This is a genomic window from Paraburkholderia sp. CNPSo 3281, from assembly GCF_024206515.1.
Classification (GTDB): Bacteria; Pseudomonadota; Gammaproteobacteria; order Burkholderiales; family Burkholderiaceae; genus Paraburkholderia; species Paraburkholderia nodosa.
Genome location: NZ_JAMBPS010000030.1, coordinates 1 through 18,224, shown reverse-complemented (window position 1 = coordinate 18,224; position 18,224 = coordinate 1). Strand labels below are relative to the sequence as shown.

The following is an 18,224-nucleotide window of genomic DNA, read 5'->3' as shown; positions in this document are numbered from 1 at the left end:
CCCCATGCCGAGCTTCCCGTGCGCGAGGTGACCGACGCATGAGCGCGAACCGCCGTTTCGCAACCTTGCGCGCGCGCTGCCTGCGTGTGCTGGCGAGCGCCGCTTTCATCGCCGCTTCCATCATGATGGCGGCCGCGCCTGTCGTGCCGGCACAGGCTGCCGAAACCGCGCAGCCCGCCTGGACGCTCGACCGCCTGATGTCCACGCTCGCGCAGCACAAGTCCGGCCGCGCGAGCTTCACCGAGACGAAGTACCTCTCGATCGCCACGCGGCCCGTGGAGTCGTCGGGCGAACTCGTGTTCGTCGCGCCCGATCATCTGGAAAAGATTACGCAGAATCCGAAGCCCGAGCACCTCGTGGTGGACGGCGACATGCTGACCGTGCAGCGCGAGAACCACAAATACACGCTGGCGCTCGCGCGCTATCCGGAGCTGGGCGCGTTCATCGAGAGCATCCGTGCGACGCTCGCGGGCAACCGCTTCGCGCTGGAGCAGGTGTACAAGGTCGCGCTCACGGGTGAGGGCGATGACTGGACGCTCACGCTCACGCCGCTCGACTCGCGCATGCGCAAGGTGGTGAGCACGATCACGATAGACGGCACGCGCGACGCGATGCGCAGCGTCGCGATCCAGCAGGCAGACGGCGATCATTCGGTGATGCGCCTGCACGCCCTTACCGCGGACGCGAACTGATGGACCCGCGCGCCCATCCGGTCCTTGCGCGCGGCTTCGCGCTCGTGCAGCGCCGCGCCGTTGCGGTGTGGCTGCTGTGCCTCGTCGCGTGCGCGGTGGCGATCGGCCGCGCGAACTTCACCGCCGATCTCTCGGCGTTTCTGCCGCGCTCGCCGAGCCCCACGCAGCAAGTGCTCGTCGATCAACTGCGCGACGGGCTGGCTTCCCGGCTCATTCTCATCGGTATCGACGGCGGCTACGAGAGCACGCGCGCGGAGCTTTCGCGCCGCGTGGCGGCGAACTTGCGCGCCGACCCGCAATTCGTGGCGATTCACAACGGCTCGGGCCAGAACGACGCGCGCGACGAGCAGTTCATGTTCGCGCACCGCTATGTGCTGAGCCCCGCGGTCACGCCGCAACACTTCACGGAGCAGGGGCTGCACGAGGCGCTGGGCGAGAGCCTCGATCTGCTGACTTCGTCGGCGGGGCTGGTTGCCAAGGACCTGCTGCCGCGCGACCCGACGGGCGAAGTGGCGGCGATGGTCGGCCAGCTCGACAGCGCGGCGCAGCCTGAGAGCCGCGGCGGCGTATGGGCCTCGCGCGACGGCCGGCGCGCCGTGCTCGTGGCGCAAACGGCGGCGTCCGGCTCCGACACCGACGCGCAGGCCCGCGCCATCGACGCCGTGCGAGCCGCCTTTGCCGCCGCCACGCGTACCTTGCCCAATGCTTCGGCCTACCAGGTATCGCTGACGGGGCCAGGCGTGTTCGGAGTCGACACGCGCGACGCCATTCGCCACGACGTGGAGCGCCTCTCCACCCTGAGCCTCGTGCTGATCGTCGCGCTGCTGCTCACGCTGTACCGTTCGCCGCGCACGCTGGGGCTCGGGCTCTTGCCGGTGTTCTCGGGCGTGGCGGCGGGCATTGCCACGGTTTCGCTCGTGTTCGGCACGGTGCATGGCTTGACGCTCGGCTTCGGCACGACGCTGATGGGCGAGGCGGTGGACTACTCGATCTATCTGTTCGTGCAGTCGTCGCAGGGCGGCCCGCGCGGCGCACCTCAGGGCCGCGAGACGATGCGCGCCTGGCTCGCCGCTTACTGGCCGACCATCCGCCTTGGCGTGCTCACCTCGGTGTGCGGCTTCGCGACGATGCTGTTCTCGGGCTTCCCCGGCCTCGTGCAACTCGGGCTCTATTCGATTGCGGGCCTCGTAAGCGCCGCGCTCGTCACGCGCTTCGTGCTGCCGCAACTGTGTGGCGGCGCAGTCGCGATCCGCGATGTGTCGCGCATCGGCGCGGCGCTCGCGCGCCTGGCTCACGCCGCGCCGCGTCTGCGCTGGCCGCTCGCGGCGCTCGTGCTCGCCGCGGTGGCGTCGCTCTGGCTGCATCGCGACGACCTCTGGAGCCACGAGCTTTCCTCCTTGAGCCCCGTGCCCGCTGCGAGCCAGGCGCTCGACACGCGCCTGCGCGCGGACGTGGGCGCGCCCGACGTGCGCTATCTCGTGGTGATTCCGGCCGCGAGCGAGCAGGCCGCGCTCGAAGGCGCGGAGAAGGTCGGCGCGCAGTTGCAGCCGCTGGTCGAGCGTGGCGTGCTGGGCGGCTTTGAGAGCCCTGCGCGCTACCTGCCGAGCGACGCCACCCAGCGTGCGCGTCTCGCGAGCCTGCCCGGCAAGGACGTGCTCGCGGCGCGCCTGCAGGCGGCGATCAGGAACCAGCCGGTGGACGTGAGGCCCGACGCCTTCACGTCGTTCCTCGCCGACGTCGAGGCGGCGCGCAACGCGCCGCTCATCACGCGCGCGGACCTCAAGGGCACGTCGATGGCGCTCGCCGTCGATGCGCTCCTGACCCAGCGCGACGGCCAATGGAGCGCCATGCTCGCCTTGCGCGCGCCGCGCCACTCACAAAGCGCACAGGCCGCACAGGCCGTGAATACGCCGAGCCTCAACGCCAGGTCCGTGAGCGACGCCGTCGCCCGTGCGGACGTGCCGGGCGCACTCTTCGTCGACATGAAGGCCGAAGCCGACCGCATGTACGTCGACTATGTGCACGAAGACATTCGCCTTTCGCTCGCGGGTTTCGTCGTCATCGTCGCGCTGCTGGTCTTCGCACTGCGCTCGGTCTCGCGCGCGGCGCGTGCGCTCGCGCCGCTCGTCGCGGCGGTGCTGGTCGTGGCGGCGGGATTCGCGCTGGCGGGCGTATCGCTCACCATTCTGCATCTGGTCGGCATGCTGCTCATCGTCGCGGTGGGCTCGAACTATGCGCTGTTCTTCTGCAAGCGCGACGGCGAAGCGGGCATCACGCCGCGCACGCTCGTCTCGCTGCTCGTCGCCAATCTCGCGACGGTGGCGGGCTTCGGTCTGCTCTCGCTGTCTCATGTGCCGCTGCTCGAAACGTTCGGGCTGACGGTCGGGCCGGGCGCGATGCTCGCGCTCGTGTTCGCGGCGATTCTCGCGCCGCCGCTCGTGCGCAGCAGCGCTGAGGTGCACGTGGCTGCCGATACCCCTGAGCAGCAGCGGCCTGCGCGCCCGCGCACCGAACGCGCACAGATGACCCACCCGCACGGAGGCCGCGCATGAACTCGGCTTCGTTGCCCGCTACGCGTGTGACGCCCGCGTCCGCCACGGCGCGCCGCTGGAAGCCGTCGCCCTTCATTGGCGGCGCGGCGGCGCTGCATGCGGGCGCCGCCGCCGCCCTGGTCGCGCAGCCGCACGCGTGGCCGTGGGCCGCGGGCAGCGTGGTGGCCTCGCATCTCGCACTGACCGCCGCGGGGCTGTGGCCGCGCAGCGCGCTGCTCGGCCCGAACTGGACGCGCCTGCCCGAACACGCGGGGCAGCGCATCGCGCTCACCATCGACGATGGTCCGGACCCCGAAGTGACGCCGCACGTGCTCGACCTGCTTGACCATTTCGATGTGCGCGCAACGTTCTTCTGTATCGGCGAGCTGGCGCAACGCTACCCGCATCTGGTCGAAGCGATCGTGGCGCGCGGCCACGCCGTGGAGAACCATAGCCAGCGCCATCGGCATACGTTTTCGCTTTCGGGGCCGCTCGTGATGAAGCGCGAGATCGCGGCGGCGCAGCGCACGCTCACCGAAATCGCGGGTACGCCGCCGCGCTTTTTCCGCGCACCGGCGGGCCTGCGCAATCCGTTCCTCGAGCCGGTGCTGTGCGGCCTCGGCCTGCACCTCGCGAGCTGGACGCGGCGCGGCTTCGACACCTGCGCGAAAGAGGCCGGCACGGTCACGCACCGCTTGCTCGATGGCCTCGCTGCGCGCGATATCCTGCTCGTGCACGACGGCCACGCGGCGCGCGACGCGCGCGGCAAGCCGCTCGTGCTCGACGTGCTGCCGCCGCTCCTGCGCGCCACCGCCGAACGCCAGCTGCAGTGGACCACACTGCGCGCGTGCCTCGACGGCGAAGCCGGTCAACCCTGATTCCACCGCTGCGCCAACGGAACGACTGACGTGAAACCACTGATCCTTTCGCATTTCACCGCTACCAGCTGCCTGGGGCGCGGGCTCGACGCGACGCTCGACGCGCTGCGCGGCAAGCGCGGTGGGCTCGCGCGCTGCGACTTCGCGCGCGCGGACCTCGATACGTGGATAGGCGAGGTGGCGGGCCTCGAAAGCGAGACGCTGCGCCCCGATCTGGAGGACTACGCGTGCCGCAACCACCGTCTCGCGCAGATCGGCTTCACGCAGGACGGTTTCGCCGAACACATTGAGGCCGCCGTCGCGCGTTATGGCGCCGAGCGCGTGGGTGTGTTCGTCGGCACCAGCACCTCGGGCATTCTCGAAACCGAGAACGCCTACCGGCAGCGCGACCTGGAAAGCGGCGCGCTCAAGCCGGGCTTTCATTACGCGCAGACGCACAACCCGTTCGCGCTGGCCTCGTTCGTGCGCGCATACTTCGGCCTGCGCGGGCCGGCCACTTCGATTTCTTCCGCGTGTTCTTCGGGCGCGAAGGTGTTCGGCTCCGCGCGCCGCATGATCGAAGCGGGGCTGATCGATGCGGCCGTGGTGGGCGGCGTCGATTCGCTCTGCTTGACGACGCTGTACGGTTTCAACTCGCTCGAACTGCTTTCGCGCGATCCGTGCCGCCCGTTCGACGTGAACCGCAACGGCATTTCGATTGGCGAGGCCGCGGCGTTCGCCTTCCTCGAGCGCACGCCCGATACGCTGGACGACGACGCCATCCTGCTGCTCGGCGTGGGCGAATCGAGCGACGCGCATCACATGTCGTCGCCGCATCCCGAAGGGCTCGGCGCGCGCGCCGCGATGGCGCAGGCACTTTCTACCGCGGGCGTGGCCGCAAGCGAAATCGGCTACATCAATCTGCATGGCACGGCCACGCCGAGCAACGACGCGGCCGAAAGCCGCGCGATCAACGCACTGTTCGGGCGCACGCCGTGCAGTTCGACCAAGGGCGCGACGGGGCATACGCTTGGCGCGGCGGGCGCGCTCGAAGCCGTGATCGCGGCGCTCGCGCTGCGCCATCGATTCGTACCCGCCGGCGTCAACACCACGCAGCCCGACGCCGCGCTCGGCCTCGACTACGTGCTGGAGAGCCGCGAGGCGCAAGTGGGCGCCGCGCTCAGCAATTCATTCGGTTTTGGCGGGACGAATTGCAGCCTCCTGTTCGGCCGCGCGGACCGCGCACATCACGGATGACCGCCATGAAACTTTCCGCATTCATCGAAAGCGTTGGCGTGATTGGCCCGGGTCTCGCCAACTGGCCGCAGACGGCCGACGTGCTCGCCGCGCGCACGCCCTACGCGAGCGCACGCACGGTGCTGCCGCCGCCGGAGGGACTGCCGGCGGCCGAGCGCCGCCGCACCGGGGCCGTCGTCAAGACCGCGCTCGCCGTGGGCCACGAAGCCGTTGCGGCGAGCGGCCGCGACGCGACGACGCTTGCCGCCGTGTTCGCGGCCTCGGGTGGGGATGGTCAGAACTGCCACATAATCTGCGACGCGCTTGCCGGCGACGACCGCCTGCTTTCGCCCACGCGTTTTCACAACTCGGTGCATAACGCGCCTGCGGGTTACTGGAGCATCGCGACGCGCGACCGCGCCACGTCGAACGTGCTGTGCGCGCACGACGGCAGCTTCGCAGCGGGGCTGCTCGAAAGCGCGTGCCAGGTGGCCGTGGATGGCGTGCCCACCTTGCTGATCGCCTACGACGCCGACTATCCCGAGCCGCTGCACGCGTTGCGTCCCGTGGCCGATGCATTCGGCGTCGCGCTCGTGCTCGCGCCGCAGGCGAGCGCGACGACGCTCGCGCGCCTCGACGTGACGCTCACCGAAGCGCTCGCGACGCCGCTCGCTTCGCCCGAACTCGAAGCGCTGCGCACCAACAATCCCGCCGCGCGCGTGCTGCCGCTGCTCGAAGCGCTCGCGTGCGTGGACGAATCCGGCCAGCCTGCTAGCGTGGTGATCGACTACATGCCCGAGTTGCGCGTGCAAATCGACGTCACGCCCGTGGACGCGTCTGGAGAGGGCGCATGACGACGCAAGCCACCCTCCCGGCTACGCTTGCGGACGTCATCGCGAACGCCGCGCCGAGCGCGCCGCTCGACCGCGCATGGATCGCCGCGCGCATCCCGCACAGCGGCGCGATGTGCCTGCTCGACGCGGTACAGGCGTGGGACGAAACGCGTATCCGCTGCGTGGCGACCAGCCATCGCAATCCGCACAACCCGCTGCGCTCGCGCGGCCGCCTTGCGGCGGTGTGTGGCGTGGAGTACGCGGCGCAGGCGATGGCGGTGCATGGCGCATTGCTCGGCGCGCTGGATGGCGCAGCGGCGGGCCGCCCGCGCGCGGGTTTTCTTGCGAGCGTGCGCAACGTGGTGGCGCATATCGAGCGCCTCGACACGCTCGCCGCGCCGCTCGCGATCGAAGCCGAGCGCGTGAGCGGCAGCGGCAACACGATCCTCTATGGTTTTACGGTGCGCGGCGAGGGCCGCGTGCTGCTTACGGGACGCGCGGCAGTCATGCTCGACGCGTCCGCAATCATTCGATGACACTACAAAAGGGAGCCCGATGATGAAATCCAAACGGTTCATACTTGCCGCGCTTGTGCTGGGCATGGCCAGTTCGATGGCGCACGCCGACCTTCACGAAGTGAAGGAGAACATCAAGCACGACTCGAAGGAAGCGGCCACGAAAACCGGCCACGCCGCGCGCGACTTCGGCCACGCCACCGCGCACGCGGCGAAGACGGTGGGCCACGGCATCGCGCATGCGTCGCGCGAAGGTTACGAGGCCACCAAGCGCGCGACCAAGCGCGTGTTCCACAAGGATGGCAGCGGCGAAAGCAGCGAAAAGAGCCAGGCGTAAGGCGGTATTTACCGCGTGGCGGCTCGCGTAGGCGTTTACCCTCGCGAGTGCCAACGCGCCGCGCACCCACGTCCACCCGCCGCACCTTCCCGTCCGCGCCCGTTATCCGGCTCGCCGCCGGCCCCGCGCCTTTCCCTCCCAACGCTTCAAGATAGCGCCGCCCTTGCCGTTAATGCAGGGGCGGCGTAGTGGCTCGCCTGGCGGCGGGCGGTTTGCCGCGCACCACACTTGAGATCAAGACGGCCGCGGGCGCTACGTTGCACCACACGCGCCGCGGCAACAAGAGGGGAAGAAGGTATGGCCTATTCCCACGCGGCGGGAGCGTTCGGCGCAGCGGGATCACGGGGCGGTCAGTCGGAGGTGTCGAAAGAATCGGACGGGGCAACAAACGGGGCCGATGAAGCGCTCGCACAGGAGCGCAGCGTATTGCGGCTGGTGTCGCGCAGCATGCCGCTGCCGGAACTGCTGGCGGAGGTCTGCGGCCGCGCCGGGCGGCTGCTGGGCGCGGGCGCCAACTGCGCGATCCTGCGACTGGACGGCGACGGCCGGCGCCTGCGCATCGGCAGCGCGCCGTCCTTCGTCTCGCTCGCCTTGACCGTTTCGACCGTTTGCTCCGCTTGTTCGAGGGCGACGGCGTTTTTCTGATCGAGAACCGCCTTTACGGCGCTCGCGGCTTTCTTCGTCGCCGGGACCGATTGAACGGCCTTGGTCGTTTTTGTTGCGGCAACGGTACGCGTCGCGTGCTTGTTCGCGGCCTTCTTTGCCGGGGCCTTGCTGGCGGGCTTGTTCGCAGCAGCGTTACGGATTGCGTTAGCGGTTTTTGCGGTGGTCTTGGTCGTTGCCATTTGTTTCGTACTCCAGATAATTAACTTGAGGAGTCGCTACTTTGAGGTGGACCACCCGGAGAGTTCGGCGAGACGGTTGTCGGCGATCAGGTAGGCGCGACGCTGCGCGTCGCTCCAACCTGTACAGTCGATAACGGGAATCGTCCTCTCGGGGATCGGCGTACCGTCGGGCAGGCGTATCGTTTGTCCTGCCTCGTAGAGCTTGCGTACGCCGAGGACGCGTCCGTGACCGGCAACGACGCCCTGCGCGTCGGCGAGGACGGGACTCGTAAAGCCCCACTCGGCAATGGACGCCGCGATACGCGCGACGTTCGCCTCGTCGTGCAGGCGTGGATTGATCGCGCTCGGGATCAGCGTATCGAGCGGAACGAAGGCGATCTGCCGTCCCGCCGCCTCGGTGCGTGAGTGACGCATGCCACACCTCACGGGTCGGACGAAGCGATGCGCGCGCGAGACGCGCGGGCATGGCAACAGGCGTAATGGTAGTCCGTTCGGCGCGCCGATTCACTACGCATAGAGTGATTGCGGCTTGACACTTGTTAACGATGCGATGTCGCGTAATGGAGCGACCATGCGGTAAATTCGGACGTGCCGCCAGCAGTACGGCGGCTTGGCTTTGGCAGCCTGAGAGTCGTGTTCCGCTCATCCGCAAGGGTAGGTGGTGACCGGTGCGCGTCCTTCGTGAAAACGACGGACGAGCGGCTGCCTTTGCGCGTCTATGGTTGTTCTTCCATAGGCGGGCCCTGGCGGGGAGACCTTCGGGTCTGCCGGTTCGTCACGACACCGGCTCGCCAACCCCGTTATGTGCCCGCGCACTGCGCTTTGTCGCTCAGTGCGCGGGCCTGTCTCCAGGACCCGCCTCCATGATCGACGACGATCTCGCCGTGCCCGTTCCGGGCGCGACCCGGCATAACCTCCTCCGCGATCACGATCATCTTCAGAGCCTGGCCATGCTGGCGGTCAGTCATGCCGATACGCGCTTGCAGGACATTCAACGGCTGCGGTGTCTGATGCGCCTCGCGATCCGGCCCGGTCCGAACGAAACGCGGGAGGACGTGCTCGCCATGCTTGAGCAGATTGCCGAACGCCTGGAGGCGCGCGCCCGCGATGACGCGGCACTCCTTACCACCGCCTTGCGCCATCACGAGCAGCGGAGCTGGCCGTTTCCTGCGCGCGATCCTCTCGCACCTCTCCAGCGTCACTAGATTCGCTGAGCCCAATACCACTAAATTTCATCGCGAAAAATAGGATAAATCTGATTTGTCATTTGTTGACAAAATCCGTTGATAAATACAGACATTCCAGTTCGATTCGATTGACGTATTTTCGTTGCCAACCCCTAAATTTCGGAACCGATAGCTGCGAACGCAACGATCTCACCTCTTGCCTTTCAACCGGACAGGGATACGTGAATGAATGCTGTGACCAAGAGCTTTACCGATGCGCTACGTCATCCGAGCGTACGCCTGACCCAGCATCTCCGGATATGGATCGGCAAGGAGGCACTCGATCTTGATGTGCTCGACTTCAAGGTGCGCGGCGGTCTCTGCAAGGACTACGTCGTCGACGTGACGGTCACGTCCCCCCGTCTCGATATCGACGGCAAGGACTACGTCGGGCGGCGTGCGGGCCTGCACGTCGACGAGCGCGCCGCAGTGCCCTCGGCGAGCTGGACAACGCCCGTCGACCATGCGGCGGCCACCTTCAACGGGATAGCGACGCGCTGGAAGCGCATCCGCACAAGCCGCGACGAGGCCGCGTACAAGGTACGTATTGAGCCGCGCTTTGCCGCGCTCGGCAAGCGCATGGTCCACTCTGATGTGCTCGACGACGTCACGTTCGAGGAGATGGTCCGCAAGAAGCTGGTCGACGGGAAAAATTTCGACGCCTTTGACGTCGAGTTCCATCTCGAAGGGCCGCAGGAAAAGATGCAGCAGATCGTCATGTACGAGGAGTCCGTCTGGGATTTCATCGCACGTCACGCGAAGCGCAAGGGGATTTTCTGGTTCTACCGGCAGGAGCGCGGCGAGAACGGGCTGCTCGATATCCTCGTGTTCGCGAACAATCCGCGAGCCTATATCCGCTCGGTCAACCTGCCGCTGCTGGCCAGTTCGGGCCTGCATAGCAATTCGCACGAAGCGGCGCAGGAGGTTCACGAACAGCGCGCCCTCGTACCGGCGACGATTGAGCTATGGGAGCGAAATTACCGGACGCCGGAGGACCCGCTACGGGCGACGGCGAACGTTTCCGACGACGCGGACGACCGCTCGGTATTCGGGCAGATCAGCCGCAGCGCCGAGTTCCATCTGACGCAGCAGCAGGGCGAGACGCTTGCGCAGACGCGATGCGACGAGCAGATTGCGCGTCAGGTGACGCTCGCTGGCGCGAGCGACGCGAAGGGCATCGCACCCGGCGTCGTTATCAAGCTGACCAATACGAAGATGCCGAGCGCCGAATACGGCTTCGTGGTGACTTCGTTCAGGATGAAGGGGAGCCGCACGAAGGCGGCCTATACGCGATTCAAGGCAATGCCGGCGCACCTGACCTACCGGCCCAAATTTGACTACGAGCGGGATTGGAGATTTCTGTCCGGTCCCGTCGTTGGCGTTGTCGGAACGTTGGATTCCGCGCCATACGCGTACGTTGACGAGTTCGGGCGTTATCCCGTTTGGCCGAAGTTCCTGCAAGGTTCGGCCAATACCAACAACAAGCTGCTGAACCTGCGCTTGGTGCGTCCTTCGTCGTCCTACCAGGGCGGTTTCCATTCGCCTCTGCTACCGGACACCGAGGTTTTGATCGACGGGGCGCATGGCGATGTGGATCGCCTTCATTTAACCGGAGCCCTTCACGATTTTTCGCACCCTGACGTAGTCCGAAGCACCGATGCGCTCTTTAGCTATGCAATTTGGCGCTCGCCGCTCCTCGGGGCCGAGATCGTTTTCAACGACCTGAAGGGTAAGGAAAGCGCGCGTATCGCGACAGTCTACAGCCAGTCTGCGATCAATCAAGGATACCTGCTCAACAGTAAAAAGCTCCCTCGCGGTACGGGGACCGAAATTACGACCCGGGACTGGGCGACGATGCGCGCGGCGAAGGGGCTGTTCTTCACGGCGGACGCGGCGGCTGGACCCGATACGCCGCACCTTGAGATGCCCGCCGCCGTCGCGCAATTGAAGGCCGCGCTACAGCGCGTAACGGACCTCGCGGCGGCGACGACGCAGGCCGGGGCCGATCCTGCCGACCGGGCGACGCAGGCGACGCTCCAGGGCGGCCTGAACCAGCTTCGCGACGCGGGGCTGCTCGCGAGCGCCCCCGGCGGCATGGCGTTCGTGACACCGAAGTCGGTGCAGCACTCGGCGGGCGAGAACCTGATCGCGACCGCCCGGGATATGGACGTCAGCATAGCGAAACGTCTGCGCATGGCGGCGGGCGAGCTGATCTCGCTCTGCGCGCACAAGCTCGGTATCAACCTGACCGCCGCGAAGGGGAAGTTTACGGCCTCGGCGCTCACGGACGGCATGGACCTGTTCGCGCAGAAGCAGCTCCGCATCGCGAGCGAGAGTGCGGACGTCCAGGTCTCGGCGAAGTCGAAAATCACGCTCAACAGCGGCGGAGCCTCGCTCGTCATCGAGGGCGGCAACATGACCTTCCTCTGTCCCGGCGCGTTCACCATCAAGGCTGGCTCGTTCACGTTCGTCGGACCCGACAACGTACCGGCCCAGCTACCCGTCCTGCCGAAAAGCGACCTGAACCTCGACGACCAGCCCCCCCATACGAACTGATACGCCATGATCATCAGCCCTCCCTTTCTGCCCAAATCGGGCCTTACGTCTGACGACAAATCGAAGACGGACCCCATGATGGACGCTGTCGACGAGTTTGAACTCGCGCACGGCATCTATCCGGTTGCGGCTGACCGGAGCTGGCATTGCGGCGTCCATCTGGCGCCGGACATGCACGGTGCGGTGTATGCAATCGCCGATGGCGAGGTCGTCGCGTACCGGGTCTGCCAGCACGCCATTAATTCTGGCAGTGGTAACGCGGGCTTCATTCTGCTCAAGCATTCGACCGAAACGGGCGATGGTCGCACGCTAACGTTCTATTCGCTCTATATGCACCTGATGTCGCTCGCCGAGGCCCATAAGCTCGGGCATAACGGATCGGGCCTCGCCGACTTCCTGCAGAAGCCGTCCGGTGCGGATGCCAAAGGACAGGTGACGCCTGCCGCGAAGGGAAGCGGCCAGAGGGTCCGGCGCAAGGATATCTTGGGTTATGTCGGGCAGTATCAGGGGGTCAAGTATCTGCATTTCGAGACCTTCATGCTGCCGGGCGATTTCGAGGCGTACTTCGGACATACGCAGCTCGGCAATGCTGCGCCCGTGACGCCGACAACTTCGGACTGCTGGGGGCATACGTACTACACGATCCCGAAGCGACAGACATTTCTTGCGCTGCCGCTGCAAACCGGAGCGGACCACAAGCTACACGGCATCGAGTTTAACCCGGGACAGCCTGGACCGAATGAGCTGCCGCTCGCAGTCGAGACGTATTTCAGCAAGGGTACGAAGTACACGAACGTGTGGAGTGTTGCCGACGACGGGACGCGTACGCTGCTGACGCCAGAGCCGGTACCCGAGGCCGATTACGAGTACGACCTGTACAAGCGCGCGACGGCGCTCTATTCAGCCTGTCCGAGTGACGGTTACGAGATGCTGCGTTTCGGGCGCGTCCTGTCTTCGAATACAACACAGCCGACCTGGGTAAAGGTGACCTACGCCGTCGGGAAACAAGGGTATATCGACATCAGCAAGGCGGCTATCCAGAAACTGTCCGACGCGGATTTCCCGTCGTTCATGGGCTGGCAGAAGATTACGGACGGCAATACGCCTTTCGGCAGCGATGGATTGTGCGATATCGACGCACTCAGGAAGCTCCTAAAGGATGAAGCGGACAGCCCACATGAGCAGACGGTAGTGAAGGAAACGGCGGAGGTATGGAAGGCGAACGAGCTTTCGGCCTACGTGCGGGGCCACGAACAGGTACGCAAAGCGCTGCGCGGGTTCATCTGCAACGCGCCTAGCGAATGGGATAGCACGGACAATGAGACGCGCTGGGCGAAACTGCTCGACAAGGATGGGTTCTACGAGGGCAATGAGCCGGGTTATCAGGACTTCCTCAAGTACCTCAAGGAAATCCAGTTCTGGGACGTGACTGGTCTGCCCGCCGGGCAGAAGCTCTGGTTCTTCCATCCGCTCGCGTTTATCCGGCAGTTCAGGAGGTGCGGATGGTTGAACAAGGGGGAGTTGTCACAAATCTATGATGAGTCAAATTACACGGCCTTGGGTAAGACGGGGGAGGAATATCGCGAACACTATCGCAATGCCATCAATATGGTTTTTAGAAAATATAGAATTTGCGACCCGATACGCAGTGCTCATTTTTTTGGGCAAAGCGCAATCGAATCGGCCCATATGATGGTTGTGCGAGAATGTTCGGTTGCCATCTCTACGGCAATTAAGACGAATCATGTCTCAATTATGCCGGAGCTAAATGGTTATTTGCGCTCGCCCCCTGCGGCTGCGAAAGATGTTGCGTATTTTGCGAAATATGATGGCAACATTGGGTTGGGTAATACCGATGCAGGCGATGGCGTTAAATTCCGTGGGAGAGGCTTTAAGCAACTTACCGGGCGATATAACTATGCAGAATACTGGGTGTATCGGGGGTGGCTTGATAGAAATTCGTATGATCATGCTTGGTTCAAGAAAAAGGAGGGCGGGCATTTCAAGGCTGGTCCCAAGGTGGATAATCCTGAGATTCTCGGGAATGATGCCTATTCCTGCGTAGATGCAGCAGGTTTTTTCTGCGTGCATACTGCGCTCGAAAAGGCGGCGGATAAGGGGGTTTCTGAGAGTTCGTCTCGCGCGGTGACCAAGATAGTCAACCCGTACGATGTAAAAAGTCCGCCGTTGCGTTGGAATGAGACGAAAAAAGCATATCAAGTATTGGGCGATCAGTTATGAAAAAGTACTTGCTTCTGGCTTTGATGGCCATGTTCATTGGCGATGTGCGAGCGGCAGTTGTTAGTTCTTGCGATGGAGGTTATTCAGCAAAAACTGATGGTCGCGGCCAAATGATAGTGGAGCATGACGGGCGAAATATCGGCTCGGCGCATATTGATCATGCTATTGATGGCGGCGTGTTTAGTCTAGATGATTCTATTTTGATTTTGTTTGGGCTGCCGAAAAAAATTGAAGCGCGCTACCCTCAGGTAACACATCTTTCAGTGTATCTTGTAAAGCCAAAAATTCGCCTTGTTGAAAGTGAGGTGTATGGTGGGGGGGTATATGATGCAGCCTTTAGCGATGATCAGAAATTTATTGTTGTGGATAATCAATTTGGGGTCGACGTGATAAATCTTAAGGAGCGGAAAGCTCAATCGTTTGAAGCGACGTATGTCCCACAGTTCAAGACACAGCAATGTGGAAAAAAGTAGCTGTAAAAATATGAAATCCCCTATCCGAAAAGGCGACAAACTCGAAAACGGCGGCGAAGTGACTGGCGGCTCCGAATGGTTCAACTTCATGGGTCGCCCGCTTGCCCGCAAGGGCGACGAAGCCATTTGCGACGAGCACGGCCCAACCGTTATCGACGAGGGCTACGCGAAGTTCCCCGACCGCGATGGCAAATGGGTTGCCTTCCATCACTACCGCTGCGCGTGTGGTTGCCGCCTGATTTCGTCGCTCCAGAACGTCAATATTGAGTAATGCCGGTCGATCTTTCTCCCGCTGGACGCCCGAGCGCCTATCCACGCCGCCCCCGCATCTGGCCGTGGTGGTTCTGCATCTGGCTCGCCTGCAATGTCTTTGGCGTTGCCATCGCGATGCTGCTCTGGCCCAAAGGACAGGCCGCAAGCGGGGGATGGTTCTGGCTCTGTTTCATTGGCTTTCCTAACGGTGCGTTCCTGATCCTCTTTGCTATCGAGCGCGCAGGCTACGAGGGCCTCTGGTACCGGGCGTACTGGCGCAACTATCATCGGGGCCGGTGGCTCGCGGAGCGGCTTCGCACCGCGCAGAGGCCGCTCCAGGTACTCGGTTTCGGCTGCTGCCTGCCGCTTGGCGAGCAGACGCTTGCCGGTGCGATTGCCGCGAAGAAGCGCGTGCCTGCTTCGCAGATGCCCCGCGCAGGCATGCAGTTCGTCGAGCATGCTCGCTTCGAGGATACAGACTGGCTGGCGGACGAACCGGTTAGCGTCGATCCCTTCGCCGACGACGAAACAATGGCTGGACAGGGACCAGCGAAGCAGGTTCCGCTGCTGACGCTCAAGATCGCGAAGGCGCTGGAGCCACTGGAGGCGAGCCTGCGGGCGCTGACGGTATATGAGCGGCAATGGTGGCCGCAGGTTCGCGTACTAAGCGAGCCAGGCCGGGACCAGGCAGACGTGGCGATGGTCACCGACGCCCTGCGCATCGGGGGCCTGCCGCCGCTCGCGGTTCAGGCGGTAGCGGCTACGGACGGCCTGATGGTTGCCGATGCGTGGCTCGACGCAAAGGATGCGCGTCCGCTGCTCGTCGTCGCGACCGCATGGCACGAGGCGGAACCGCCCGAAGGCAGCACCGAGGGGTGCGTCGCCGTACTCATGACGGCGGGATACTTCCGGCTGCCGGATACGGTCAAGGTCGCCGCGCTACTGCACAGGCCCGTCACCGGGCTCGCTGGCGAGGTCGAATACGGCTTCGCCAACGCTGCGGTATGGGGCAAGGCTGACTTCGCCTCAATCGTTCGAGCGTGGATAACGCGTCCTGTCGACGGAAGCGACAAGGCGTTACGCGCAGCCAATATGGATTCCATTTCAAAAGACGAGGCGCAACGACGCCCCGACCGCATCGCTGGCGACCTCGGCGACGCTAACGGCTGGCTGTCCATCATAGCGGCGATCGAATCAGGCGCGGCAGACGGCCCGCAGCTCATCATTGACGGCTTACAGTCCGCAGTCCTGCGCGTAACGCCCGCAACAACAGATTCAGCTTTAGATAACAACCGGAATACCGATGAACGACCCCAGGCTTTCCCTGCGCTCGCTTGAGCTAACTACCGCGAAGGAGGAATCCGCGCCGTCAAGCCGTCTGGCGATCTGGGGAATACCCGTCGCGGCGCTCGTCGTCGCCCTGCTCGCAATCGGCATCGTATCGCTGCGCGGCGACATGGTCGGCGTCTCGCCCGGTGAGTCTCACCTGAAAGCGATCATCGTCATCCTCTCAACCTTCGCGGTCGTTGTCGTCGTTCACCTCGTCCTCTTCGCGACCGGCGCTTACGGCTTCACGGCGCGACTCTTTCGCAGTGAGACCGGAGACCGCACCAAGGCGGCGAAGCCGCTCAAGCGCGACGCGAGGCTCCAACGCATGGCCGAGGAGCTGCGCGTCGCGCATGGCTGGTTCTGGCGTAACCGTCTGCGCTGGCTGATGATCGACGGCAACGACGAGCGGGTCGATCAGGTTGCGCCAGGGCTCAAGCAGGCAGGCGTCATGCACGTCGGCGAAACCGTCCTTGTTCACGTCGCGCCGGACGGTATCGAGAAAGAAAAGTGGCTCGGCCAGATCCGCAAATTGCGCAGTCGTCGCCCGGTCGATGGTCTGGTCCACGTCGCACGCGCCGACGAGACCGGTACGGACCTACCCCGCGCGCTCTCGATGACCGCGACCGCGCTCGGCTGGGCCGCACCCGTTACGTTCCTTCACCCGGTCGAGGCAAAGGGTAGGCCGTCCGAAAGCTTCGACGCGGTCGGCGCCTTCATGCCCAACGAGCCGCGCAGGAAGGCGCAGGAATCCGCCGCAAGACTGCCGGAGCTGTTCAACGAGGTCGAGCGGTGGACAGCAGACTCGGGCGTACACCTTTATACCCAGGAGAAGGCGACCTGGCTGATGGAAGTCTCGAAGTATGTCGGCGACCATGCCGGGCGGATCGCTACCAGCCTGGGCGCGCTTGCCGCGTCGAACTGGCTGCGTGCGCCGCTCGCGGGTGTCATGTTCGCGCCGGTTTTTCCGGGGCCGACCATCGTACCGGTGCCGGTCGTCGACGCAGACGCGACGCCAGGCCAGCCCGCTGAAACGCCGCATGTGGTGACGGTTACGCGCGAGCAACCCGCCGCGCTGCTTCCGGTCTGGAAAGAGATCGCTGGCGGGGCGTCCCGCCATCGGGGCAGACGCGCGGGCTTCTACTGGCCCGATGCCCTCGCGATAGCTGTCCTCGTTGGGGCCATCGCCTGGATCGTCCTGCTGGTAATCTCGGGCCTCGGTAACCACGCACTTGTCAAGGATGCCGAAACAACCGCTGCGGTTGCCCTGAAGGCCACGCCAGGTTCGCCGCAGGCGATGCGCTCGCAGCTCGCCCTGCAGCAGCAGATAGAGACGCTCGAATACCGCCGGGACCATGGTGTACCGTGGTATCTGCGCGCGGGTCTCTCGCACAACGACGAACTGCTCGACGCACTCTGGCGGCCCTATGAGGCCGTGGCTATCCGCAACCTGCGCCAGCCGGTCGTGCTGGCGCTCGAAGGGCAACTTGGCGCATTCTCGCAGGTCCGTGCAGACGAACAGCAGAGCCATGACGCGCAGCAGCTCGCCTACAACCGCCTGAAGGCGTACCTGATGCTCGCCACCCCGGCGCGTACCGACGCAACCTTTCTCAGGAAACAACTGCTCGACGTCTGGCCCGCGCCCACCGGCATGCGCGCGGGCGAATGGCTCGACGTTTCGCAGCGGCTCGCGGGCTTCTGGTCCGACCATCTGAAGGCACATCCCGGCTGGCGGATCAATCCGTCGATCCCGCTGGTCACGCAGATGCGCTCGACGCTCGTCAACCAGATCGGCCTGGCCGCGAGCGACGATGTGCTCTACCAGCACGTGCTTGATGAGGCACGCGGCAAGTACGCCGACGTGTCGCTTGCAACGCTGCTCGTCGGCGCTGACGCGCACGGTCTCTTCACGACCACACAGACGGTGCCGGGCATCTTCACGCGCGCAGCGTGGGAGGGCGTCGTCGAGAAAACCATCGACGATGCGGTGAAAGGGCAGCATGTCGAGGGTGACTGGGTGCTGACTGGCGACCAGCCGACCGCCCGGATCAGCGCGACCGCCGTGGAGGGTGCGGTTGACGCGACGCAGGCTGCAGTCGAAGCAAGGAGGAGCGCCGACGAGCTGAAAAAGCGCCTGCGCGAACGGTATTTCGCGGACTACACGGCAGCCTGGGCGACCATGCTCAACAGCTTCCAGTGGCTCGCGGCGACCAGCTTCTCGGGGGTGATCGACCAGCTCACGCGTCTGACCGATGCGCAGACCTCGCCGCTGCTCGCGGTCATGAAGTCGGTGCAGTACCAGGG

General features: G+C 64.7%; 16 protein-coding genes. 14 read left to right on the top strand and 2 right to left on the bottom strand.

Annotated features, from left to right (window positions below):
• The first annotated feature begins 38 nt into the window (after window positions 1-38).
• Genes M3I56_RS25320 through M3I56_RS25290 form a run of 7 tightly spaced genes read left to right on the top strand, consistent with a single transcriptional unit; the run spans window position 39 to window position 7,001 of the window.
• Complete coding sequence (locus tag M3I56_RS25320; RefSeq protein ID WP_254356260.1) at window positions 39-692, top strand: outer membrane lipoprotein carrier protein LolA; 654 nt, start codon at window positions 39-41, stop codon at window positions 690-692.
• A complete protein-coding gene (locus tag M3I56_RS25315) occupies window positions 692-3,244 on the top strand; it encodes an MMPL family transporter (RefSeq protein ID WP_254356259.1) in 2,553 nt (850 codons plus the stop codon). Before M3I56_RS25320 ends, M3I56_RS25315 begins: the two co-directional genes overlap by 1 nt.
• A complete protein-coding gene (locus tag M3I56_RS25310; protein ID WP_254356258.1) occupies window positions 3,241-4,101 on the top strand; it encodes a polysaccharide deacetylase family protein in 861 nt (286 codons plus the stop codon). The genes M3I56_RS25315 and M3I56_RS25310 overlap by 4 nt, the downstream gene beginning before the upstream one ends.
• 30 nt (window positions 4,102-4,131) lie before the next feature.
• Complete coding sequence (locus M3I56_RS25305; RefSeq protein ID WP_254356257.1) at window positions 4,132-5,337, top strand: beta-ketoacyl-[acyl-carrier-protein] synthase family protein; 1,206 nt, start codon at window positions 4,132-4,134, stop codon at window positions 5,335-5,337.
• Window positions 5,338-5,342: 5 nt separating this feature from the next.
• Complete coding sequence (locus M3I56_RS25300; protein ID WP_254356256.1) at window positions 5,343-6,170, top strand: beta-ketoacyl synthase chain length factor; 828 nt, start codon at window positions 5,343-5,345, stop codon at window positions 6,168-6,170.
• On the top strand, window positions 6,167-6,685 hold the full coding sequence (locus M3I56_RS25295) for a hotdog family protein (RefSeq protein ID WP_254356255.1): 519 nt from the start codon (window positions 6,167-6,169) through the stop codon (window positions 6,683-6,685). The genes M3I56_RS25300 and M3I56_RS25295 overlap by 4 nt, the downstream gene beginning before the upstream one ends.
• Before the next feature lie 22 nt (window positions 6,686-6,707).
• Window positions 6,708-7,001, top strand: a complete 294-nt coding sequence (locus M3I56_RS25290) for a hypothetical protein (protein ID WP_254356313.1) — start codon at window positions 6,708-6,710, stop codon at window positions 6,999-7,001.
• Window positions 7,002-7,351: 350 nt separating this feature from the next.
• On the opposite strand, the gene M3I56_RS25285 is transcribed toward M3I56_RS25290, so the two are convergent.
• Both M3I56_RS25285 and M3I56_RS25280 read right to left on the bottom strand, forming a co-directional pair.
• Entirely contained in the window at window positions 7,352-7,846 is a 495-nt protein-coding gene (locus tag M3I56_RS25285) for a hypothetical protein (protein ID WP_254356322.1), read from the bottom strand.
• 36 nt (window positions 7,847-7,882) lie between these two features.
• Window positions 7,883-8,260: a ParB/Srx family N-terminal domain-containing protein gene (locus M3I56_RS25280; RefSeq protein ID WP_254344851.1), complete on the bottom strand. Its 378-nt coding sequence runs from the start codon at window positions 8,258-8,260 to the stop codon at window positions 7,883-7,885.
• A 449-nt stretch (window positions 8,261-8,709) separates the two neighbouring features.
• Between M3I56_RS25280 and M3I56_RS25275 the strand changes: the two genes are divergently transcribed.
• The 7 genes from M3I56_RS25275 to M3I56_RS25245 form a co-directional block, all read left to right on the top strand.
• On the top strand, window positions 8,710-9,051 hold the full coding sequence (locus M3I56_RS25275; protein WP_254356254.1) for a hypothetical protein: 342 nt from the start codon (window positions 8,710-8,712) through the stop codon (window positions 9,049-9,051).
• 207 nt (window positions 9,052-9,258) lie between these two features.
• Complete coding sequence (locus M3I56_RS25270) at window positions 9,259-11,628, top strand: type VI secretion system Vgr family protein (protein ID WP_254356253.1); 2,370 nt, start codon at window positions 9,259-9,261, stop codon at window positions 11,626-11,628.
• 6 nt (window positions 11,629-11,634) lie between these two features.
• Entirely contained in the window at window positions 11,635-13,869 is a 2,235-nt protein-coding gene (locus tag M3I56_RS25265) for a M23 family metallopeptidase (RefSeq protein WP_254356252.1), read from the top strand.
• Complete coding sequence (locus M3I56_RS25260; RefSeq protein WP_254356251.1) at window positions 13,866-14,342, top strand: hypothetical protein; 477 nt, start codon at window positions 13,866-13,868, stop codon at window positions 14,340-14,342. The genes M3I56_RS25265 and M3I56_RS25260 overlap by 4 nt, the downstream gene beginning before the upstream one ends.
• A 10-nt stretch (window positions 14,343-14,352) precedes the next feature.
• Window positions 14,353-14,613 carry a PAAR domain-containing protein gene (locus tag M3I56_RS25255; RefSeq protein WP_254344856.1) on the top strand — a complete coding sequence of 87 codons (261 nt, stop codon included), beginning with the start codon at window positions 14,353-14,355 and terminating at the stop codon, window positions 14,611-14,613.
• Window positions 14,613-15,932: a hypothetical protein gene (locus M3I56_RS25250; protein WP_254344857.1), complete on the top strand. Its 1,320-nt coding sequence runs from the start codon at window positions 14,613-14,615 to the stop codon at window positions 15,930-15,932. The genes M3I56_RS25255 and M3I56_RS25250 overlap by 1 nt, the downstream gene beginning before the upstream one ends.
• Window positions 15,898-18,224 (top strand): ImcF-related family protein (locus tag M3I56_RS25245; protein WP_254356250.1); only part of this gene is annotated, 2,327 nt, incomplete at its 3' end. The genes M3I56_RS25250 and M3I56_RS25245, both read left to right, overlap by 35 nt.

Excerpts from the sequence above, each read along its gene's own strand:
- M3I56_RS25270 (WP_254356253.1), top strand. The coding sequence starts at position 9,259 with ATGAATGCTGTGACCAAGAGCTTTACCGATGCGCTACGTCATCCGAGC.
- M3I56_RS25300 (WP_254356256.1), top strand. The coding sequence starts at position 5,343 with ATGAAACTTTCCGCATTCATCGAAAGCGTTGGCGTGATTGGCCCGGGT.
- M3I56_RS25285 (WP_254356322.1), bottom strand. The coding sequence starts at position 7,846 with ATGGCAACGACCAAGACCACCGCAAAAACCGCTAACGCAATCCGTAAC.
- M3I56_RS25255 (WP_254344856.1), top strand. The coding sequence starts at position 14,353 with ATGAAATCCCCTATCCGAAAAGGCGACAAACTCGAAAACGGCGGCGAA.
- M3I56_RS25275 (WP_254356254.1), top strand. The coding sequence starts at position 8,710 with ATGATCGACGACGATCTCGCCGTGCCCGTTCCGGGCGCGACCCGGCAT.
- M3I56_RS25250 (WP_254344857.1), top strand. The coding sequence starts at position 14,613 with ATGCCGGTCGATCTTTCTCCCGCTGGACGCCCGAGCGCCTATCCACGC.
- M3I56_RS25290 (WP_254356313.1), top strand. The coding sequence starts at position 6,708 with ATGAAATCCAAACGGTTCATACTTGCCGCGCTTGTGCTGGGCATGGCC.
- M3I56_RS25310 (WP_254356258.1), top strand. The coding sequence starts at position 3,241 with ATGAACTCGGCTTCGTTGCCCGCTACGCGTGTGACGCCCGCGTCCGCC.
- M3I56_RS25280 (WP_254344851.1), bottom strand. The coding sequence starts at position 8,260 with ATGCGTCACTCACGCACCGAGGCGGCGGGACGGCAGATCGCCTTCGTT.
- M3I56_RS25295 (WP_254356255.1), top strand. The coding sequence starts at position 6,167 with ATGACGACGCAAGCCACCCTCCCGGCTACGCTTGCGGACGTCATCGCG.
- M3I56_RS25320 (WP_254356260.1), top strand. The coding sequence starts at position 39 with ATGAGCGCGAACCGCCGTTTCGCAACCTTGCGCGCGCGCTGCCTGCGT.
- M3I56_RS25265 (WP_254356252.1), top strand. The coding sequence starts at position 11,635 with ATGATCATCAGCCCTCCCTTTCTGCCCAAATCGGGCCTTACGTCTGAC.
- M3I56_RS25315 (WP_254356259.1), top strand. The coding sequence starts at position 692 with ATGGACCCGCGCGCCCATCCGGTCCTTGCGCGCGGCTTCGCGCTCGTG.
- M3I56_RS25260 (WP_254356251.1), top strand. The coding sequence starts at position 13,866 with ATGAAAAAGTACTTGCTTCTGGCTTTGATGGCCATGTTCATTGGCGAT.